At 39.4% G+C, this 15,525-nt stretch carries 17 protein-coding genes and 1 tRNA gene; 11 read left to right on the forward strand and 7 right to left on the reverse strand.

Going from position 1 to position 15,525, the window contains the following annotated elements; genetic code table 11:
- The first annotated feature begins 408 nt into the window (after positions 1-408).
- Both VK664_RS10375 and VK664_RS10380 read left to right on the forward strand, forming a co-directional pair.
- A complete protein-coding gene (locus VK664_RS10375; RefSeq protein ID WP_461398583.1) occupies positions 409-1,116 on the forward strand; it encodes a hypothetical protein in 708 nt (235 codons plus the stop codon).
- Positions 1,117-1,360: 244 nt separating this feature from the next.
- The gene (locus tag VK664_RS10380) at positions 1,361-3,202 is read left to right on the forward strand and encodes a chloride channel protein (RefSeq protein ID WP_461398584.1); all 1,842 of its coding nucleotides are present in this window, start codon (positions 1,361-1,363) and stop codon (positions 3,200-3,202) included.
- Positions 3,203-3,300: 98 nt separating this feature from the next.
- Here the strand turns inward: VK664_RS10380 and VK664_RS10385 are convergent, their stop codons facing one another.
- Both VK664_RS10385 and VK664_RS10390 read right to left on the reverse strand, forming a co-directional pair.
- A complete protein-coding gene (locus VK664_RS10385) occupies positions 3,301-3,810 on the reverse strand; it encodes a pyridoxamine 5'-phosphate oxidase family protein (protein WP_461398585.1) in 510 nt (169 codons plus the stop codon).
- A 193-nt stretch (positions 3,811-4,003) separates the two neighbouring features.
- Positions 4,004-4,228, reverse strand: coding sequence for a hypothetical protein (locus VK664_RS10390; protein ID WP_461398586.1), 225 nt, complete (start codon positions 4,226-4,228; stop codon positions 4,004-4,006).
- Between the two features lie 96 nt (positions 4,229-4,324).
- Here VK664_RS10390 and VK664_RS10395 point away from each other — a divergent pair, with 96 nt between their 5' ends.
- Complete coding sequence (locus VK664_RS10395; protein WP_461398587.1) at positions 4,325-5,407, forward strand: DNA topoisomerase IB; 1,083 nt, start codon at positions 4,325-4,327, stop codon at positions 5,405-5,407.
- A 358-nt stretch (positions 5,408-5,765) separates the two neighbouring features.
- A complete protein-coding gene (locus VK664_RS10400) occupies positions 5,766-6,233 on the forward strand; it encodes a ferritin-like domain-containing protein (protein ID WP_461398588.1) in 468 nt (155 codons plus the stop codon).
- A gap of 209 nt (positions 6,234-6,442) precedes the next feature.
- Here the strand turns inward: VK664_RS10400 and VK664_RS10405 are convergent, their stop codons facing one another.
- Both VK664_RS10405 and VK664_RS10410 read right to left on the reverse strand, forming a co-directional pair.
- A complete protein-coding gene (locus tag VK664_RS10405) occupies positions 6,443-6,727 on the reverse strand; it encodes a hypothetical protein (RefSeq protein WP_461398589.1) in 285 nt (94 codons plus the stop codon).
- Between the two features lie 63 nt (positions 6,728-6,790).
- Positions 6,791-7,042 (reverse strand): hypothetical protein, encoded by a 252-nt coding sequence (locus VK664_RS10410; RefSeq protein WP_461398590.1) that lies wholly within the window; start codon positions 7,040-7,042, stop codon positions 6,791-6,793.
- A gap of 197 nt (positions 7,043-7,239) precedes the next feature.
- On the opposite strand from VK664_RS10410, the gene VK664_RS10415 reads away from it, so the two are divergent.
- From VK664_RS10415 to VK664_RS10440, 6 genes are all read left to right on the forward strand, one after another.
- A complete protein-coding gene (locus VK664_RS10415) occupies positions 7,240-7,881 on the forward strand; it encodes an MgtC/SapB family protein (RefSeq protein ID WP_461398591.1) in 642 nt (213 codons plus the stop codon).
- A 501-nt stretch (positions 7,882-8,382) separates the two neighbouring features.
- Positions 8,383-8,456: transfer RNA gene (locus VK664_RS10420), tRNA-Met, on the forward strand.
- Between the two features lie 283 nt (positions 8,457-8,739).
- A complete protein-coding gene (locus VK664_RS10425; protein ID WP_461398592.1) occupies positions 8,740-9,780 on the forward strand; it encodes a tyrosine-type recombinase/integrase in 1,041 nt (346 codons plus the stop codon).
- A 203-nt stretch (positions 9,781-9,983) separates the two neighbouring features.
- Positions 9,984-10,700 carry a TIGR04255 family protein gene (locus VK664_RS10430; RefSeq protein WP_461398593.1) on the forward strand — a complete coding sequence of 239 codons (717 nt, stop codon included), beginning with the start codon at positions 9,984-9,986 and terminating at the stop codon, positions 10,698-10,700.
- The gene (locus VK664_RS10435; protein WP_461398594.1) at positions 10,697-11,338 is read left to right on the forward strand and encodes a hypothetical protein; all 642 of its coding nucleotides are present in this window, start codon (positions 10,697-10,699) and stop codon (positions 11,336-11,338) included. Before VK664_RS10430 ends, VK664_RS10435 begins: the two co-directional genes overlap by 4 nt.
- The gene (locus VK664_RS10440) at positions 11,335-11,787 is read left to right on the forward strand and encodes a hypothetical protein (protein ID WP_461398595.1); all 453 of its coding nucleotides are present in this window, start codon (positions 11,335-11,337) and stop codon (positions 11,785-11,787) included. Before VK664_RS10435 ends, VK664_RS10440 begins: the two co-directional genes overlap by 4 nt.
- 355 nt (positions 11,788-12,142) lie before the next feature.
- On the opposite strand, the gene VK664_RS10445 is transcribed toward VK664_RS10440, so the two are convergent.
- Together VK664_RS10445 and VK664_RS10450 are read right to left on the reverse strand one after the other, a co-directional pair.
- Positions 12,143-13,195: a helix-turn-helix domain-containing protein gene (locus tag VK664_RS10445; RefSeq protein WP_461398596.1), complete on the reverse strand. Its 1,053-nt coding sequence runs from the start codon at positions 13,193-13,195 to the stop codon at positions 12,143-12,145.
- A gap of 12 nt (positions 13,196-13,207) precedes the next feature.
- Positions 13,208-13,816: a hypothetical protein gene (locus VK664_RS10450; protein WP_461398597.1), complete on the reverse strand. Its 609-nt coding sequence runs from the start codon at positions 13,814-13,816 to the stop codon at positions 13,208-13,210.
- A 561-nt stretch (positions 13,817-14,377) separates the two neighbouring features.
- Here VK664_RS10450 and VK664_RS10455 point away from each other — a divergent pair.
- Entirely contained in the window at positions 14,378-14,767 is a 390-nt protein-coding gene (locus tag VK664_RS10455) for a hypothetical protein (protein ID WP_461398598.1), read from the forward strand.
- Positions 14,768-14,995: 228 nt separating this feature from the next.
- Here VK664_RS10455 and VK664_RS10460 read toward each other — a convergent pair whose 3' ends face one another.
- Entirely contained in the window at positions 14,996-15,427 is a 432-nt protein-coding gene (locus VK664_RS10460) for a hypothetical protein (RefSeq protein ID WP_461398599.1), read from the reverse strand.
- Positions 15,428-15,525 lie beyond the last annotated feature (98 nt).

Genomic DNA, 15,525 nt, shown 5'->3' on the forward strand with positions numbered 1-15,525 from the left:
CGTTAAAAGTCTACTACAACAGTCAGGTTTACTCTCACAGTCGACTGCTACCAAACAGCCAAGCTATTCAACCCCTCAGTTCTGTTAAACAGTCAATGTTTAATTCATTTAAAATTATATAGCCCAAAGTTTAACCTGCAAAATTGATTTCTTTCCGCAATGCCAGGTCGTACCTGCAAAGGTTTATCATAATTTGAAATTGTAGTAGCCTGCCAAAAGCCAGTCCAGGCAATGTATACAAAAGGTTTTTAGATCACTAATCTTGATAAGCTCAAAAATCGCACATCCCCGCGATTAACCGCTTATAAAACTTTAACAATCGGTCTTGCTGAAATTGTTGCTTATTTACGTAAGCTATCGTAGATGATCAATCACCAAATAATCAATTAACCACCTAATACTTCTTTCATGAAAAACAGATATCTAAAAGGTGCACATATTTCTGAAAGGAAAGTGCGGGAATTATTGAAATTGTTTTGCGATGATCTCACTGCAACGCAAATTGCAAGTATTACAGGAATTAGCCGCATAACAATAAATGCATATCTTAAACTGATCAGATCACATATTTCACTGCATTGTGATGAGCGATTGCCCATGACCGATAGGTCCCTGATAAATACACCCGCGTTTGCCCACCTTATGCCGGCAGATACACCCGCCGAACTTATACCAAGCGATATTATCTATAAGAAACCATTGTATGGTCTGCGGACAGATAAGGAAAATCTGAGAGTCCATAAAATTGTTGTACCTGATCAACAGGAAATATATGAATGGCTCAAATCAGCTGGTTCCAGGAGCAATGATTATGCAAAGCAGTTCAACCTGCCAACTTATGAAGCGATCTTAGATTTCAACAATCTGAAATTGTTTCGCATTCATAGTGGCATACCTAAACCTATTGCTTTGAAGGGGCCGGTTGATGATATCGAATTGTTCTGGAGTATGCTTAAAGCAAGGCTGGTAAAATTCAGGGGACTTAATGGTAACACGCTTTATCTTCATGTTAAAGAAACCGAGTTTCGGTTTAATCACCGCCACCAGGACATTTTTGATTTGCTGGTAAGCATTTTCCATCATCGACCATTACATGTTGCGAAGCAGTATAGCTAAACCATCAACAGTTAAGGCACCCGACATAAAACTAAACCTATTGTCTTTTGTCTTATAAGCTGATCAGGATTATTGTCATATAAACTATTTTCTATTCCGGCACTGAAGTGCCGGACGAATAAAAATTTTCCGGGGCAACTCTCATAGATACCGCGAAAGCTCCCGGAAATAATTTGCGGTACTGGAATTTTTCTCATGTGACTCGCGGCCCTGATTCCTCAGGGCCGCCTTTTTATAAACAGGCGTGATTGGTACTTCAGTGAACAGGCTTACATTTGTCGTTGTCTACATGTATCTGAAGAGAAAAATAAAAGAGGCGAAAAGTCTCTACCAGGCAATTTCCCAGTATCTCGCAACGCGGTTCAACCGGGTACAGTATATTATGTTTGTAGCCACTGTAGTTGGCCTGGTTTCAGGCCTTGCTGCAGTATTGCTCAAAACGCTCGTTCATTATCTGCAACGTTCCATTGAAGAAATCCCCGTTTCACGATTGTCTTACCTGTTGTTTCCGGCACTGGGTCTTATTGCCACCGTACTTATAGTACGTCTGATGTTTAATGGACGTATTGATAAAGGGATTGCCATGGTTTTAAAAGCCATAGCGCGAAATTCTTCATTTATTCCACTGAAACATACCTATCAGCACATCATTACAAGTTCCATTACTGTCGGACTAGGCGGCTCGGTGGGCCTGGAGGCACCAATTGTTGCAACCGGATCCGCCGTCGGCTCAAACCTTGCGAGAATACATGATTTAAATTACAGGGAGAGAACACTGTTGATTGGATGCGGCGCGGCTTCAGGTATTGCTGCCGTTTTTAATGCACCTATAGCGGGTGTAATCTTTGCGATTGAGGTACTTCTGGTGGAATCTGTAGTGAGCTATTTTATTCCATTAATAATTTCTGCTGTTATCGGTGCCTTAAGTTCGAAAATCATATTACAGGAGTCTTTATTATTCAATTTCAAACTCAAACAATCTTTTGATCCTCACAATGTTCCGTTTTATATAATTCTTGGAGTGATGGCGGGTTTTTGTTCATTGTACTATGCCAGGACCTTTAAAAATGTAGAGCATCGTTTGCAGCGATGGAAAATAAATGTTTATTTAAGAGCCCTGGCAGGTGGAGTTATGCTGATGCTGATTTACTTTCTTTTTCCGCCGTTGTTTGGCGAAGGGTATGACAGTGTCAAGGAACTCGCGAATTCCACTCCCAGGATCCCTGATAACTCGCGTTTGCTTTCATACTTATCCGACGAGTGGAAGGTGATTTTATTTACGGGTGTAATAGTATTACTCAAACCACTGGTAGCTGGTATTACAATCGGAAGCGGAGGAAATGGTGGTAATTTTGCGCCCTCATTGTTTGCTGGTTCTTACCTTGGCTTCTTTTTTTCAAACCTGTTGAACACCATGCCCTGGTTTAAGCTCCCGGTCGGAAATTTCGCAATTGTAGGAATGGCAGGGCTGCTTAGCGGAGTGATGTATTGTCCCCTTACAGCAATCTTTCTAATTGCGGAAATCACTAACGGGTATGAACTCTTTATACCCCTGATGATCGTTTCATCTGTCTCTTTTTTTATTGTGAAGCACTACGAGCCTTATTCGATGGAGACAAAAAAACTTGCCCTGGACAAACAGATTTTTACACAGCAAAAGGAGAAAAACATTCTGACTTCAATAAGTTTTACTGAAATGTTGCAGGATACATACGCAACTATAGGTACCGATAAAAAGCTCGGAGACCTGGTCGAAATCATCAAGCTTAGTAATAAAAATATTTTTGCTGTCGCTGATACAAAAGGAAAGTTCGCGGGAATAATCGAACTCCATGACATTAAGCAGCAGCTGTTCGACCCTTCAAGTTTTTCGAGGGTTGAAATACGATCTATCATGAAAAAACCTGCTGCGGTTCTGCAGGAAGACCAGGATATGCATGCTGCTATGGAGAAATTCGATATGACAAATAGCTGGTACCTACCGGTGCTTAATAAAGACAGGCAATTTGTAGGTTTTATATCTCAAACCAGGGTGTTTAATAAATATCGCGAGATTCTTGCTTCGCAGGGAGACCTTTATGAGTAAAAAAATGCTTTAATGAGGGTGCTAATCTGTAACCAGGTGTTATACTACAAAAAAAATAATCCTGTTAAAAAAGTAATACTAGAAAAAAACCAATAAAATTAGGCTACTGCTGAATCATGTAAAAAAGGCGTTGGTCTTGAACCGGCTTTAAGGTCAAATAACCAACTAAACATTTTGCTGATCAGGCTGGTAAACCCGGCAGCAGAACTGCGGGAATGACGTTCAAAATACTCGGCTTTCTGCACACGCATTTTCAGAAGCACATATTTATTATTGATAGCGGCTTCTCTTACATCTTCAGGGAGACTCACCAGGTGTTGTATTTCTTCGGGATCGCAAATGATAAAAGCTTTGCCGGAAATGTGAAGGAAATATTCTTTGCCTTTTTTGAAAAATCTCAGTTTTGCAGGAAATTCCCTGTCAAACTCCTGTAGCATCTGCGGTGGCCTGTTGACAAAAAACCAGATCTGCCCTGCATCGTCTACGGTCAGCGCGCTGATTATTGTGGTCGGCAGTTTCAAAACAGCTTCAGACTCGTTACTGAATAAAGCGCTTCTTATATCCGCAATTTTGTTTTGCAGAAATTTTAGTTGTAGCGTATTCATCATAAGGGTTTCGTTTGGTTGATAATTCCAAAATAAATGCCAGCGATTACATAGAGAGCCTACAGGCAAAATGGTTAGTTTAAATAAAGGCTCGTGGAAGAAACTACCCATTTTCCTCTAAACTTTAGACTTAGAGTCCATTTGATACGGAATGTGTGGCGTTGGATGACTTTTTTTAATCGTTAATGTTTCTTACTTACTTAGACTCGTCTCCCTGGTTTCTTTCTGAAGGTTCGTCTGCCATCGAATCAGCTGTAAAACCACCCTGAGGTTGCGAAGGATTTTTTTCATTATAACCCTTTTTCAATCCGGGATCTGTGCGCCTGATATTTTTTTGATCTTTCTCAGACGTACCTTTTTCAACCGGCGCGGGGTCTGGTTTTTTTTCCGATTCATCCATATATGAATGTTTTGTCTCCATTTTCTGTATTTTTCATTATACCGAAAAATCCTATGCCATTCACCCAAATCCTGACTATGGCATTCTATTTTATTTGTTACAATCAACGAAAAAAATATGGAAGATCCTGTTATACAACTATCGCACAAGGAATTTTTGAAGGTTGATAGAAATTATGAGAAAGCTGCTGCCGCCGTCAAACTTGTCTATGTAAAGGACTCGGATCCAGGCATACAGCGTGTAAAAAATGGGAAAAGGTTTACCTATATATATGACAGCAAACCATTAAATGGAAAGGCTGAACTTGAGCGAATAAGAAAACTTGTGATTCCACCAGCCTGGGAGAATGTCTGGATCTGTCCGATGGAAAATGGACATATACAGGCAACTGGTTTAGATTTAAGGGGAAGAAAACAGTACAGGTATCACAATTTATGGAATACACTCCGTAACGAAACAAAGTTCCACCGTTTGCTGGAATTTGGAAAACAGCTACCGGCTTTAAGATTAAAAATTGAAGAAGACTTTGCAAAAAAAGAACTGTCGTTCGATAAAGTGCTGGCTGTGTTATTGAGTGTGATGGAAAGAACTTATATCAGGATAGGAAATAACGGCTACGAAAAGTTATACGGCTCTTATGGTTTGACTACCCTAAAAGATAAACATGTTGCAGTTTCGGGGGATTTTATAAAATTTACTTTCAAAGGGAAAAAAGGTGTTGAGCATGACATTTCTCTAAAGAATAAAAAACTTGCAAAGGCTGTGAAAGAATGCCGGGATATCCCGGGTAAAGAATTGTTTCAGTATTATGGTGAAGACGGCAAAAGAAGATCGATTGACTCAGGGGCAGTAAACAATTATATACAGACAGCAACAGGATATGACTTTACAACTAAGGATTTCAGAACCTGGGCTGGTTCCGTTCACGCATTGCAGGCTTTCGGAAGTATCGGTGAGGCATTAACCGAGACAGATAAAAAGAAAAACATAGTAGCAGTATTAGATACTGTCAGTAAAAAACTTGGTAACACCAGGACTGTTTGCAAGAAATATTATGTGCATCCGGGTCTTGTTAAGTTGTATGAAGACGATAAGCTTAACAAATACCTTAAAGAACTTGATCAGATTGAAGGGCCGGACAATAGTTCAGGTTTAACAGCAGAAGAGGAGATCCTCATGAAAATCCTCAAGAAGTATTAATCTGTTTTAGGCAAAAAAAAAGGTAACCAAGAATGGAAACCTCGTACATGCGTAGAAAAAAATATTTACAACTAATTATAATAACTTAATAATTCCAACACTCATCTCATAACTCATAATTCATATTTCATAATTCTCTTAAAGTGGCCAATAACATGCCACAGATTTCTCTGATTGATAACGCGTGTTTGTGCATCTGATTTTGTTTTATGAAGTGGAATTGTGAAATATATTCTACATGCTTTGCCATTTTATTTTATACGGAGGTTGGTATTGGCTACTGCCTGTGAGGCACGGTTTTTAAACAATCATAGGTCAATAAACAATTCTAATATTAATTACACTTAAATTATTTGTCATGGAAAGAAATACAGACCTTATAGAAGTACTTAATGATTTGATACAAATTAACAATGATCGGGTAGTAGGATATGAAAAGGCATCAAATGCACTTTCTGCTGCAGATGTGGATCTTAAAGCATTGTTTTCTCAATATTCTGCTGAGAGTAGAAAGTACACAACTGAATTAAGTGCTGAAGTTGGAAAACTCGGTGGGGAGCCTTCAACATCAACTACTGGATCTGGAAAGATTTATCGCACCTGGATGGACGTAAAAGCAATTTTTACTGGTAAAGATCGTCATGCTGTTCTCGAGAACTGCGAATTCGGAGAAGATGCTGCTCAAAAAGCGTATGATGAAGCTTTAAAATCAGACGCAGTGATGGATACAGAAATCCGTCAACTTATCACAAATCAGAAATCTTCACTGAGAGTGGCTCATGATACCATCAAAAAGTACAGGGACATGCACGAAATTGCTAAATAAGAAAATATTTCAGGGTTAATGCTGAAATGTGTAGTCAGAAGCCGGTTCATTGAACCGGCTTTTTAATAGAAAACTCATGCTAAACAACAGTCTGCTTGTAATGACGAACACTATTGAGTCGCTGATAATACCTTATGTGCAAAAAAAGGATACTTACTTAAAAGCATCCTTTAGATGTTGATTCCGATCCCGAGTTGTTAACGTCCCTTCTATGCATTAATTCCTGACTGGTGTTTTCTATCCTCTTCTAAAGTTTCTGGTGTTATGTGTTCAGATTCTTCAGTAGCCTTATCTGAGAGCTCACCATCCGGATTCTCTATTACTTCTGGTTTCGAAGTTTCTTCACTTTGCTCTGCTGTTACCGGGCTACGCTGATTATTACTTATTTTATCCTGGTCCTGTTCATTGACGATTTTCTCAGGAGCTACTTGTTTTGAATAACCATCATTTTTTTTTGATCCGGGATCTTTGGTGGTGGTAGGAGTTGAATTCATAAATAAAGTTTGAAAGTTAAAGAGGCTTCAACATTATCATCTTACTTATCAACTTTGTCACTATTACCTTGCGGAATCTCTTGTTTTTGAAGTATCCGGTCTGCCAATTGTACTGCTATCTTTAGCAGCATTGCTATCCTGCATATGAAGCCTGTCGTTCGGGTGTTCGTTACCGTAATTATTCATCAACGAACTATCCTGGGTGTTGACACTGTCTCCTGATTCTTCATTACTTGTTTGACCAGAGTTGCAACCGAAAATGCCAATCGTAACCATGATGATTATTGAAAAATAAATATTTACAAAGTTTTTCATGCCTGATATTTTCCAGATACATAAAAAAGTTATTCCGGCCGGCTAATCGTGATATTCTGTCTAACCAGGTGGTCCCCCGTCAAACAATGTAGAACATCTTACTCAACAATGGTTTTCAAAGCTATGGAAGGTGGTTTTGCATGAAGCGGGTAGGATGGCATATTTTTCATCCTCTGGTGTTTATGTCAACTGCGTTTATGTCAAATGAAGACATTTTTCTTAGATTGTTTCTTGCAGCCCTTGCCGGCGGAATAATTGGCGCCGAACGCGAATACCGTAACAAATCGGCCGGGTTTCGCACATTGATCCTGATTAGCCTGGGATCATGCCTGTTTACGATCGCTTCAATTTTGATTGAAGAAAACTCAAAAGACCGGATCGCTTCCAACATTGTTACCGGTATTGGATTCGTGGGTGCAGGTGTAATTTTTAAGAGCGATACCGGTGTAAAAGGGCTGACAACAGCAGCTACAGTCTGGGTTACGGCCGCCATCGGAATGGCTATAGCCGCCGGTATGTACATGGCAGCAGGAATTTCAGCCTTGCTTGTTATGATTGTTCTAAATATTCTTGGTTATGTTGGTAAAAGGCTCGAAAGAACAAACGTGAAGTTTAACTACAAGATCACTTTCAATAATAGCCAGCTGGCGGATAAGGAGTATGAAAGATTTATGAAGGAGGTCGGTCTGACCTTTGTCAGGCCTTCGTTAAGTAAGCAGGGAAATGAACTGGTGTTTGAATATTCAATTAAAGGTGGCGAGGATAGGCATCAAAAGCTCCTCGAGAAATTGATTAATGACAAAAAAGTGGTGCACTTTGACTCCATCGATCCAAATTAGTGCGTTCACTCGGTTCTTCCCTTCGCCAGATGGGCCTTTCGGTTAGTTTGATTTCCCACTGTGATTCCTGGTTAATACCATTGTTCATACCGCTGGTGGTTCTTGTCTCCGATCAGCTTTTGTTCCCTGATCGGCTTTTTTAGGTGTGCTTCCAGCGCTGGTTGCTGTTTGGCCCTGATCGGCTTGGGTAACTCCGAGCAGGAATCGAAGGTGGCAAATCAAACCAACCTCAGGCCCATCCGGCACGTTCCAACCTCAATCACTTAGGGGGAAATGCGGCCAGGTCGGGTAAAATCCTCAAAAGATTTATTGGATCAACTCGGGGATCAACCCGTAGATCAACTCGGGCATCGTCGCTCTTAAAATCTTCCAATCTATGTTTTCGGGTTAATTTCTGTTGCCCGCAGGAAACAAGGGCTTGTTTTAAATAAGTTATAAAATCATTTCTGATTTTTGCTGTATTTGTCTATTTTTGCAGCCCTTAAGCAAATGCTGTTGTTTGGCGAGGTAGCTCAGCTGGTTAGAGCACCGGATTCATAACCCGGAGGTCGGCGGATCGTGCCCGCTCCTCGCTACTAAGACGAAACGTAGTCCTGTATTGCGTTTCGTCTCTTTCAAACTCTCTTGCTTTGCGGCTAATTTTTATAATCGTTAACACTTTCGTTAACACCTAAAAAGTTAGTCATGCTACAGCTATGCAACAATTGCTCTTGTACTGAGCTAAAAGTTTCCCCCAAAAATTGGAATACTGCCAAGGCGAATATCAAAAGTCCCTGGTTGATCTATTACCGGTTTTACGATCCAGCTATACCCCACCAACCAGGCACCAAGAGGGGGAAACTGAAAATCATTAAAGGGATGAATCAATTCATAACACTAAAATCCCGGCAGGATGCTACCCGGGCTTTAATTGATTCGGAGCTCGCGTTACTACAGCAACAGAATTATAACCCTATTTTAGGAACCTTCGAGCAGCCCTTAGACGATGATTTGTTGGGTGAAGGCATGATTGATCCCGCCACTCCATTTGTCCAGGCGTTGAGCGCAGCACAACTCATGATCAAAAAGGCGAAAAAAACGATGGATGATATCAAGTCAACCGTCAAGGGCGTGTCGGCAGCTGCGCAAAAGTTAAGAATCTCTACCATACCGATCTCCAAAGTAACCAGGAAGCATATTAAAGTTATTTTCCAGCAGTGTGCAAAAGACAATCCCAAATGGAGCGCACACCGACACAATCAATACAGGTCATATCTGATGATCGTTTTCAGTGAGTTAATTGAAATGGAAGCAACTGAGATTGATCCGGTGGCAAAAATCAAAAAGCAAAAGACTGTCAAGCGGATCCGGGAAAGACTGTCTCTCGAGGATCGGTCCAGGGTGAATGAGTACTTGAAGGAGAGTCACTACAGTTTCTGGAGGTTCATGCACATCTTTTTTCATTCAGGTGCCAGGGAAACTGAATTAATGCTGATTAGAAAGCAAGATGTTGATCTTTTAAATCAGCGGTACAAAATGACAATTAAAAAAGGTAAACAGTACCGGGAGACCTGGCGAACGATCAAGGACATTGTTTTACCGCTTTGGAAAGAAGTGATTGAACAGGCGAAATCAGATGACTTTCTTTTTTCTGATGGCCTTATTCCCGGTTACAGAGCCATTAATTCTAACCAGGTATGCCGGCGTTGGAATCGACATGTAAAAAAGAAGCTTGGGATTACCGCTGACTTTTATAGTTTAAAGCATTCTAACCTGGACGAGACAGCAGCAGTACTTTCAGCAATTGATGCACAAAAAATGGCTGCACATACATCTCTAATCGTTACGATGGACCATTATCTTGGGGGCGAAAAAGAGCGGCAACATGAAAGACTACGGCAAGTTAAGAACGAGTTTTAAATATTCATTGTTATCACCATTTTAGTCACCAATCGCCTTAGTCATTTGGATAATTCACAAATTAACATGATATTAGCCATGAAAATTATTAATTATAGGAGGGGGTGATTATTTTGCGAGAGCTATCCTAACGAAAAATTCCATGTTGGTGCTATCTAATCAGCATTGTCGAATTCAAGGTTTATTATTTTAAATTTACTTACTTGACTTTATCAAAGCCTCCGATCAAAGAAGCGATTCTTGAGGTCCTGTTTGACCATGGCCGGTCTATTGAATATTCAGAATTTAAACAATTTCGAGAAGTCTTAGGTGATGAATTTTACAGACATGAAAATTTAGTTCAAATCGGAGGCACGCTTTCTGATTCAATTAGTAGCGTTGAGCGAAAGACGATCGGAATTGCATTTTATACCAAAGACAATGTCTCAATTCAAGCCAGAGAGAATGGGTTTGCCTTTTCATTTCTGAATCAAAAGTATACAAGCTGGGATTCTTTTTATCCTGAAGCAATAAAGTTTCTTGATAAATATATTATTCATTTCCGACCCCAGATATGGCGAAGATTTTCGTTGCGGTTCATTAATGAGTTTATACTGGAGCCTGGCGAAACTGTTAGCACATATTTAACCATCGTACCCCCTAATCCAATTCAAAAGCCCCTGATTTCTTCCTTTATCCGCATGGAGGTCTTTGATGCGGTGTCTGCCGCAAGTGGTGTTATCAACGAACTTCTTCAAGTCGATGTTAGCGGCCAACAGAAACTGTATTTAGATATAGACGTCATTAAAAATGTTATCCCAACTGCAGGAAATGCAATAATTGATATGCGTGATGATTTCGCTGCGCTAAGAACATTCAAAAATGAAATTTTTTTCGCGAGTATTACTCCATTTGCCATTGATAAATATAATTCATTATGAAATTAAGCTACAATGACATTGAACTTAGTCGCATGCCCTCGACTGGATCTTACTTAACGGAGAACTCTACAAGTGAGGGAGTTGATTTGGAATTATTGTACAATCGCGAGATATTCGATCTCCCGACGAATCCCCATGCTTCCAGAATATACAAGATGAATTATAATGGCAGGCCCTTAGCGTGGGCGCCACCCGTCTCTGTCAGTCGAATGACAGGGCTTCACTTTTATTTTTTATCGTTGTTGTCACATGGGATAAGCAATCGTTTCTTCGCCATTGATGATTTGTCAAAACGAAAAAGAAAGTTTTTTAAAGATCAATTAGAAAAACTATTCCACGACGACGAACACGTTCTAACCACTCCCCAACTATCCCAATTTCAAGCAATTGCTGATATCTTAAGCGAAGACCTTGCTTTAACGGCTCATGATTTCGCCGTCTCATTTACTGCGGATAATGAAATTGCTATCTTTCGGGCAGGGGAGGATGGAACACATTATATTGTTATCGGTGAGGAAGATGACGAAGTTTCCTATATCTATGTTTCTTCAACCCCAGGTAAATACAGAAGTATCCACTTGGATACTGAAGGAAAAGTCACTCTGAATACAATAACTAATGCATTCGTATCTGAATGACGCCACCGACCTATCTGTCTGAATTTGACCGAACGGAAGACTGTAGCTTCGAGCCGGCCGAAAGGTTTTATCGTCGATTCACTGGCAACCCCTTCCAGCCGATTCCAGACGTATTTAGTCAAATCAAATGGACCGACGTTGCTGCGGGATTATCATTAAATAGAAGTAAATATTCCAATGATCCTACAGACGTCATGTGGGCAGAGCTCGAAGACATTGAAAATAGGAGTTGTGACTTTCATTTAAAGGTTGGTAGACCCGGAGTGGCGATTGGACCTTTCCCATGGAAAGATCCTCAAAGTTCAGCGGAATTTAATATTCAACATACGCCAACAAACTGTAACCGATCTCACTGTGACCTTGTATTTACAAGTGTTTTAGCAAGCCTGAGTAAAAAACAGCAAAAAGACGTTAAAGCCTTTTTAGCAAGTTTTTTCAAAGAAGTTTAAACTTTTGAGGTTATAAAGTAAAATGCCCCTTCCCTGGGGAATCGAATGTTTCATGACGCAACCCGTTGCCATAAAAAGGCTTTATGCATTTTGGTTTCACCTCTGAAAACTCGTTTAATCTGATTAGGACTGTATCCTGCAGCTTTCAATTCATCCGGTTTGACCACTCGCGAATTAATTTACCTCGGTTATCTAGTTGCAAGTAAACAACCTGAGATTTTTCTTTATACCTCCAATAACAATTTCGGTATATGGTTTTTTCGGCTATTGCCTTTTTGACTAATGCCCAGGTGAATCCCGATTTTTGAGTTTCAGTGAGTGAAAAGAAGGATGCCAATATGCTTCGCAAGTTCTTTTACCGATAAACGTTGAATTTCGGAGTTGGCCTTCCACCAAAATAAGTGGACTCTAAATCACTTTCATTGAGATACAAAATTTTTGCTAAATCTGTTTTCGAATAACTCATATCCTCAATGTAGGTTTGCAATATCTCTCGTAAAAGATTGGGGTTATCAGGTTGAATCATAATCGGTTCATTCTTCCTGTATCCAAGTGAGCTCATTTGTTTGACCAGATAGTAATATTGATTTTCCGATACAGCGTTCAAAAATTTCGCTTTATAAAGTATAGCTTGCATTGAAACCTTCCAATATCTTTTCAGATCTGAAAGTTTTTCTAAGTTTAAATTTACCAGTTGTGGCAAGACTTCGGTAGTCGGTAACAAAAGCTCGCTTGCGAAGATGTTTGCTTCTTTTTCAATGTCTCTTTCAGAAGAGATTTTTTTTCCAAAATGACAGACATAGTGACAGAGCTCGTGTGCATTATTAAACCGTATTCGATCAGCCGATCTCTTTTTGTTGACATACAATATGGGTAAATTATATCTGGAAGAATAGGTGCTTAACGCGTCCATATCCCCTAAATCAAGTGGAGCGATAATAATGCCATTATCTTCAGTCACTTTTGCCAAATCTTCTATTCTTCCTCTTGGGATTTTCCAATATTCACGAAGAAAGTTTGCCGCCTGAATGATATCCCCATCTGATTCTACATCCCATGAAGGTATCTTGACGTCAGGTAATTCAACTGCATCTGAAAGTTTATTAATGTGCCTTTCGGCAAAAGTCATTTTACTTTTATATTCCTTCAACTCTTTCGCCGGTAAAGAAATCTTTTTTCGATAATGCCCTTCAACTTTAATTACTCTCTCAACGTCGTAAAACAAATCAACCGGATAGTTAAGGATTGTAGCAATCTTCACTAATAGTTCATCAGTGATGCCTAGCCTGCCGTTTTCGATTTTCGATACGGTTCCTTGCTCTACTCTTAATAAATCTGAAAGTTGATTTTGGTTGTAGCCGCGTGATTCCCTGGCTAAAGCAAGAATTTCAGTATTAAGAATCCTCATATTTTTTATTGTTTAGTCTTCGGTGCCAGTTTTCTTGTTCGAATTGCTGCCTTGTCTTGTTTTTGGTTTAACGCGTTTAGCGGCTTTATCTTGTGGAATTTCAATACTCAATTGTTGTAGAGAACTATTTTTGCCCATGTCGTAATGCCAATTTAAGTTACCATTATAACAAGTGAGGTAGTATCCATTTATAGTACTCCAAATTTTATCTGGCATATAGCCTCCCCACACATATGTCATATCTTCTAGCCCTTCCATTGGAATTTGGTTAAGGTAGCGCTTCGACGACTTTGTTCTACGGTTAATGGACATTCTCAACCGCTGATCTATCTTGTTAAACCGCACTACAAGTTTTTCTTGAATTACAACAGCTAAAGCCCCTTTAATTTCAACAAATCTTATGTTTGAGTCGGCGTCAAATTGATTACCGAGATGAATCTTCAGCCGGTCAGCGATAAATGATCCCTTAGTCCTCGGTTTAAAGTGGGCTGGATTTTGAGTTGAAAAGAAATTACTCATAGCGTTACAATCAGCAAAACTTTTGTCTAAACATTTGATAAGTGCCGAATAGTATGGTTTCAAAATCTCATTTGCGTCTTCAAACTGTAGAATGGTTTTCATAGTCTGGTATTTTGATTCCAAATATAGTCACTTTCCGGAATTGGCAAAAAAATATTCCAAAAATATTAAAAATAATATTCCAATGCGGTAAGGAAACCGGTTTGTATCAGAGTCTTGAGTCTAAAGAAAAGTAAAATGCCCATTCACAGGGCTTAAGAAACATGTATAAGGCAAAATGGTCCATTATATACAGTTATTTTATGCGGTAAGATTTCAAATTTTCCTGATTTTTTTCAGCCGAGAATTTCATAACTTCCTAAAATGGATAAGCCGGCTCGAAGCACGACATTAGGGTCCTGACTAGCTATCCAAATAACGAAATGACGTTTGCCATTTATCGTAATGGAGATCATTTCCGCGACCCTGATCAGGGACGACGATCGATGGATAGAAGTTTATTGCGGACCTACAGATAGAGCAACGGAATACGGCCGACTAATCAATGAACTGTCTGTCTTTGTTGACGGAAGTTTTCAGAAGACGGTGTACAGTGCGTGTCAAATAGAAGTGTAAATTTCGATTGCCAATTTACCTCTACTTCAGAACCTAAAAATGGATTTCATGAGTTTTCTTAAAGTTGCATACATCAATCGGGGCAAGGTCGCAAACAAAAATGCAGCAAAGGCTCAGTACGAAGCAGACATGAAAGAATTTTGCGATCGCATTATGCGTCACCAAAGTGAACTTTGTGCTAAATGCGTTGAGAAAAATCGAAAAATATCATTACTAAAAGTAGATTTCCATAACTCCCCGAGAGAAAAAAATGGTACAGCTGAATACCAACTTAAACTTTATCTAAGCAAAGCTTTGAATAATTGGCTGCCTTATATAGAGAATGAAAAATCCGGTAAATTTAAAGTAATCTGGCATGGAGAAAAAAGAAGAACTATACTGCCTCTTGGATTTAGTTCTGATTTGACAAAAAGGATTACTGCCATCCTTAATAAGTAATCTGAAATTGATTGAAGCAAATATAGGATTATAAAACCTCCGCATATTTCCACATAAGATTCCGATGATGCCTTTGATTCAATCAAAGCGCTTTTTGCAATTTGCTTTTGCATTCGCAACTCTATATTCACTATATAGGCACTCATAGAAGAGGCGTCTGTGTCGGAGCTAAGTACAACCCGGTTAAAAACTTATCCTATGCTTTTTGACAACCAGTGGTTTATCGGATTATGAAGTTAGCCCGTAGAGCCTAAGCTTAATTGTACATTCGTCTAAAAAAGTCGAAGAATCGTTACTAAAGTGGTATTCAATTGTAATTCCTTGCGTCACCGATGTTGGGATATCGGGATCAAATGGATTTTCGTGTGTAACTACAGTTTTGCGTACAAGCACGGGGTTATAGCCAGGCGCGGTCGAATCCACGTGGCTCTGAACATATACCTGTATTTTTTGCAAAGTATTAGTGTTATTGGTGTACGAAGACGAATGAGGCATATTTCCCATTTGTTCATTTCTTAACTCCCAAACTGGTATATCAAGATTCAGAAAATGAATCTGTACCAGCCACAAATCTGCTGTAGGAACTAAAAAGGAACAAACCCATGCGAGTGACTCTTTAGGTTGTAACTCTATTATGTTTTCTTGTTGAGGTTGTGTCATGGCAACTTTTTAGGTTATGCAAAGGTTGAAGAAAATCACTTGAATTTAACTCTTAAGGAACAAATTACAAAATTAATTACTATATCGTTTCGGAAAAG

This window comes from Flavitalea sp. (genome assembly GCF_035489435.1).
Taxonomy (GTDB): domain Bacteria; phylum Bacteroidota; class Bacteroidia; order Chitinophagales; family Chitinophagaceae; genus DATHKG01.

Coding starts and splice junctions, on each gene's coding strand:
- VK664_RS10455 (WP_461398598.1), top strand. CDS start 14,378: ATGAGTTTTCTTAAAGTTGCATACATCAATCGGGGCAAGGTCGCAAAC.
- VK664_RS10385 (WP_461398585.1), bottom strand. CDS start 3,810: ATGATGAATACGCTACAACTAAAATTTCTGCAAAACAAAATTGCGGAT.
- VK664_RS10410 (WP_461398590.1), bottom strand. CDS start 7,042: ATGAAAAACTTTGTAAATATTTATTTTTCAATAATCATCATGGTTACG.
- VK664_RS10375 (WP_461398583.1), top strand. CDS start 409: ATGAAAAACAGATATCTAAAAGGTGCACATATTTCTGAAAGGAAAGTG.
- VK664_RS10435 (WP_461398594.1), top strand. CDS start 10,697: ATGAAATTAAGCTACAATGACATTGAACTTAGTCGCATGCCCTCGACT.
- VK664_RS10405 (WP_461398589.1), bottom strand. CDS start 6,727: ATGAATTCAACTCCTACCACCACCAAAGATCCCGGATCAAAAAAAAAT.
- VK664_RS10390 (WP_461398586.1), bottom strand. CDS start 4,228: ATGGAGACAAAACATTCATATATGGATGAATCGGAAAAAAAACCAGAC.
- VK664_RS10440 (WP_461398595.1), top strand. CDS start 11,335: ATGACGCCACCGACCTATCTGTCTGAATTTGACCGAACGGAAGACTGT.
- VK664_RS10445 (WP_461398596.1), bottom strand. CDS start 13,195: ATGAGGATTCTTAATACTGAAATTCTTGCTTTAGCCAGGGAATCACGC.
- VK664_RS10395 (WP_461398587.1), top strand. CDS start 4,325: ATGGAAGATCCTGTTATACAACTATCGCACAAGGAATTTTTGAAGGTT.
- VK664_RS10450 (WP_461398597.1), bottom strand. CDS start 13,816: ATGAAAACCATTCTACAGTTTGAAGACGCAAATGAGATTTTGAAACCA.
- VK664_RS10415 (WP_461398591.1), top strand. CDS start 7,240: ATGTCAAATGAAGACATTTTTCTTAGATTGTTTCTTGCAGCCCTTGCC.
- VK664_RS10425 (WP_461398592.1), top strand. CDS start 8,740: ATGAATCAATTCATAACACTAAAATCCCGGCAGGATGCTACCCGGGCT.
- VK664_RS10460 (WP_461398599.1), bottom strand. CDS start 15,427: ATGACACAACCTCAACAAGAAAACATAATAGAGTTACAACCTAAAGAG.
- VK664_RS10400 (WP_461398588.1), top strand. CDS start 5,766: ATGGAAAGAAATACAGACCTTATAGAAGTACTTAATGATTTGATACAA.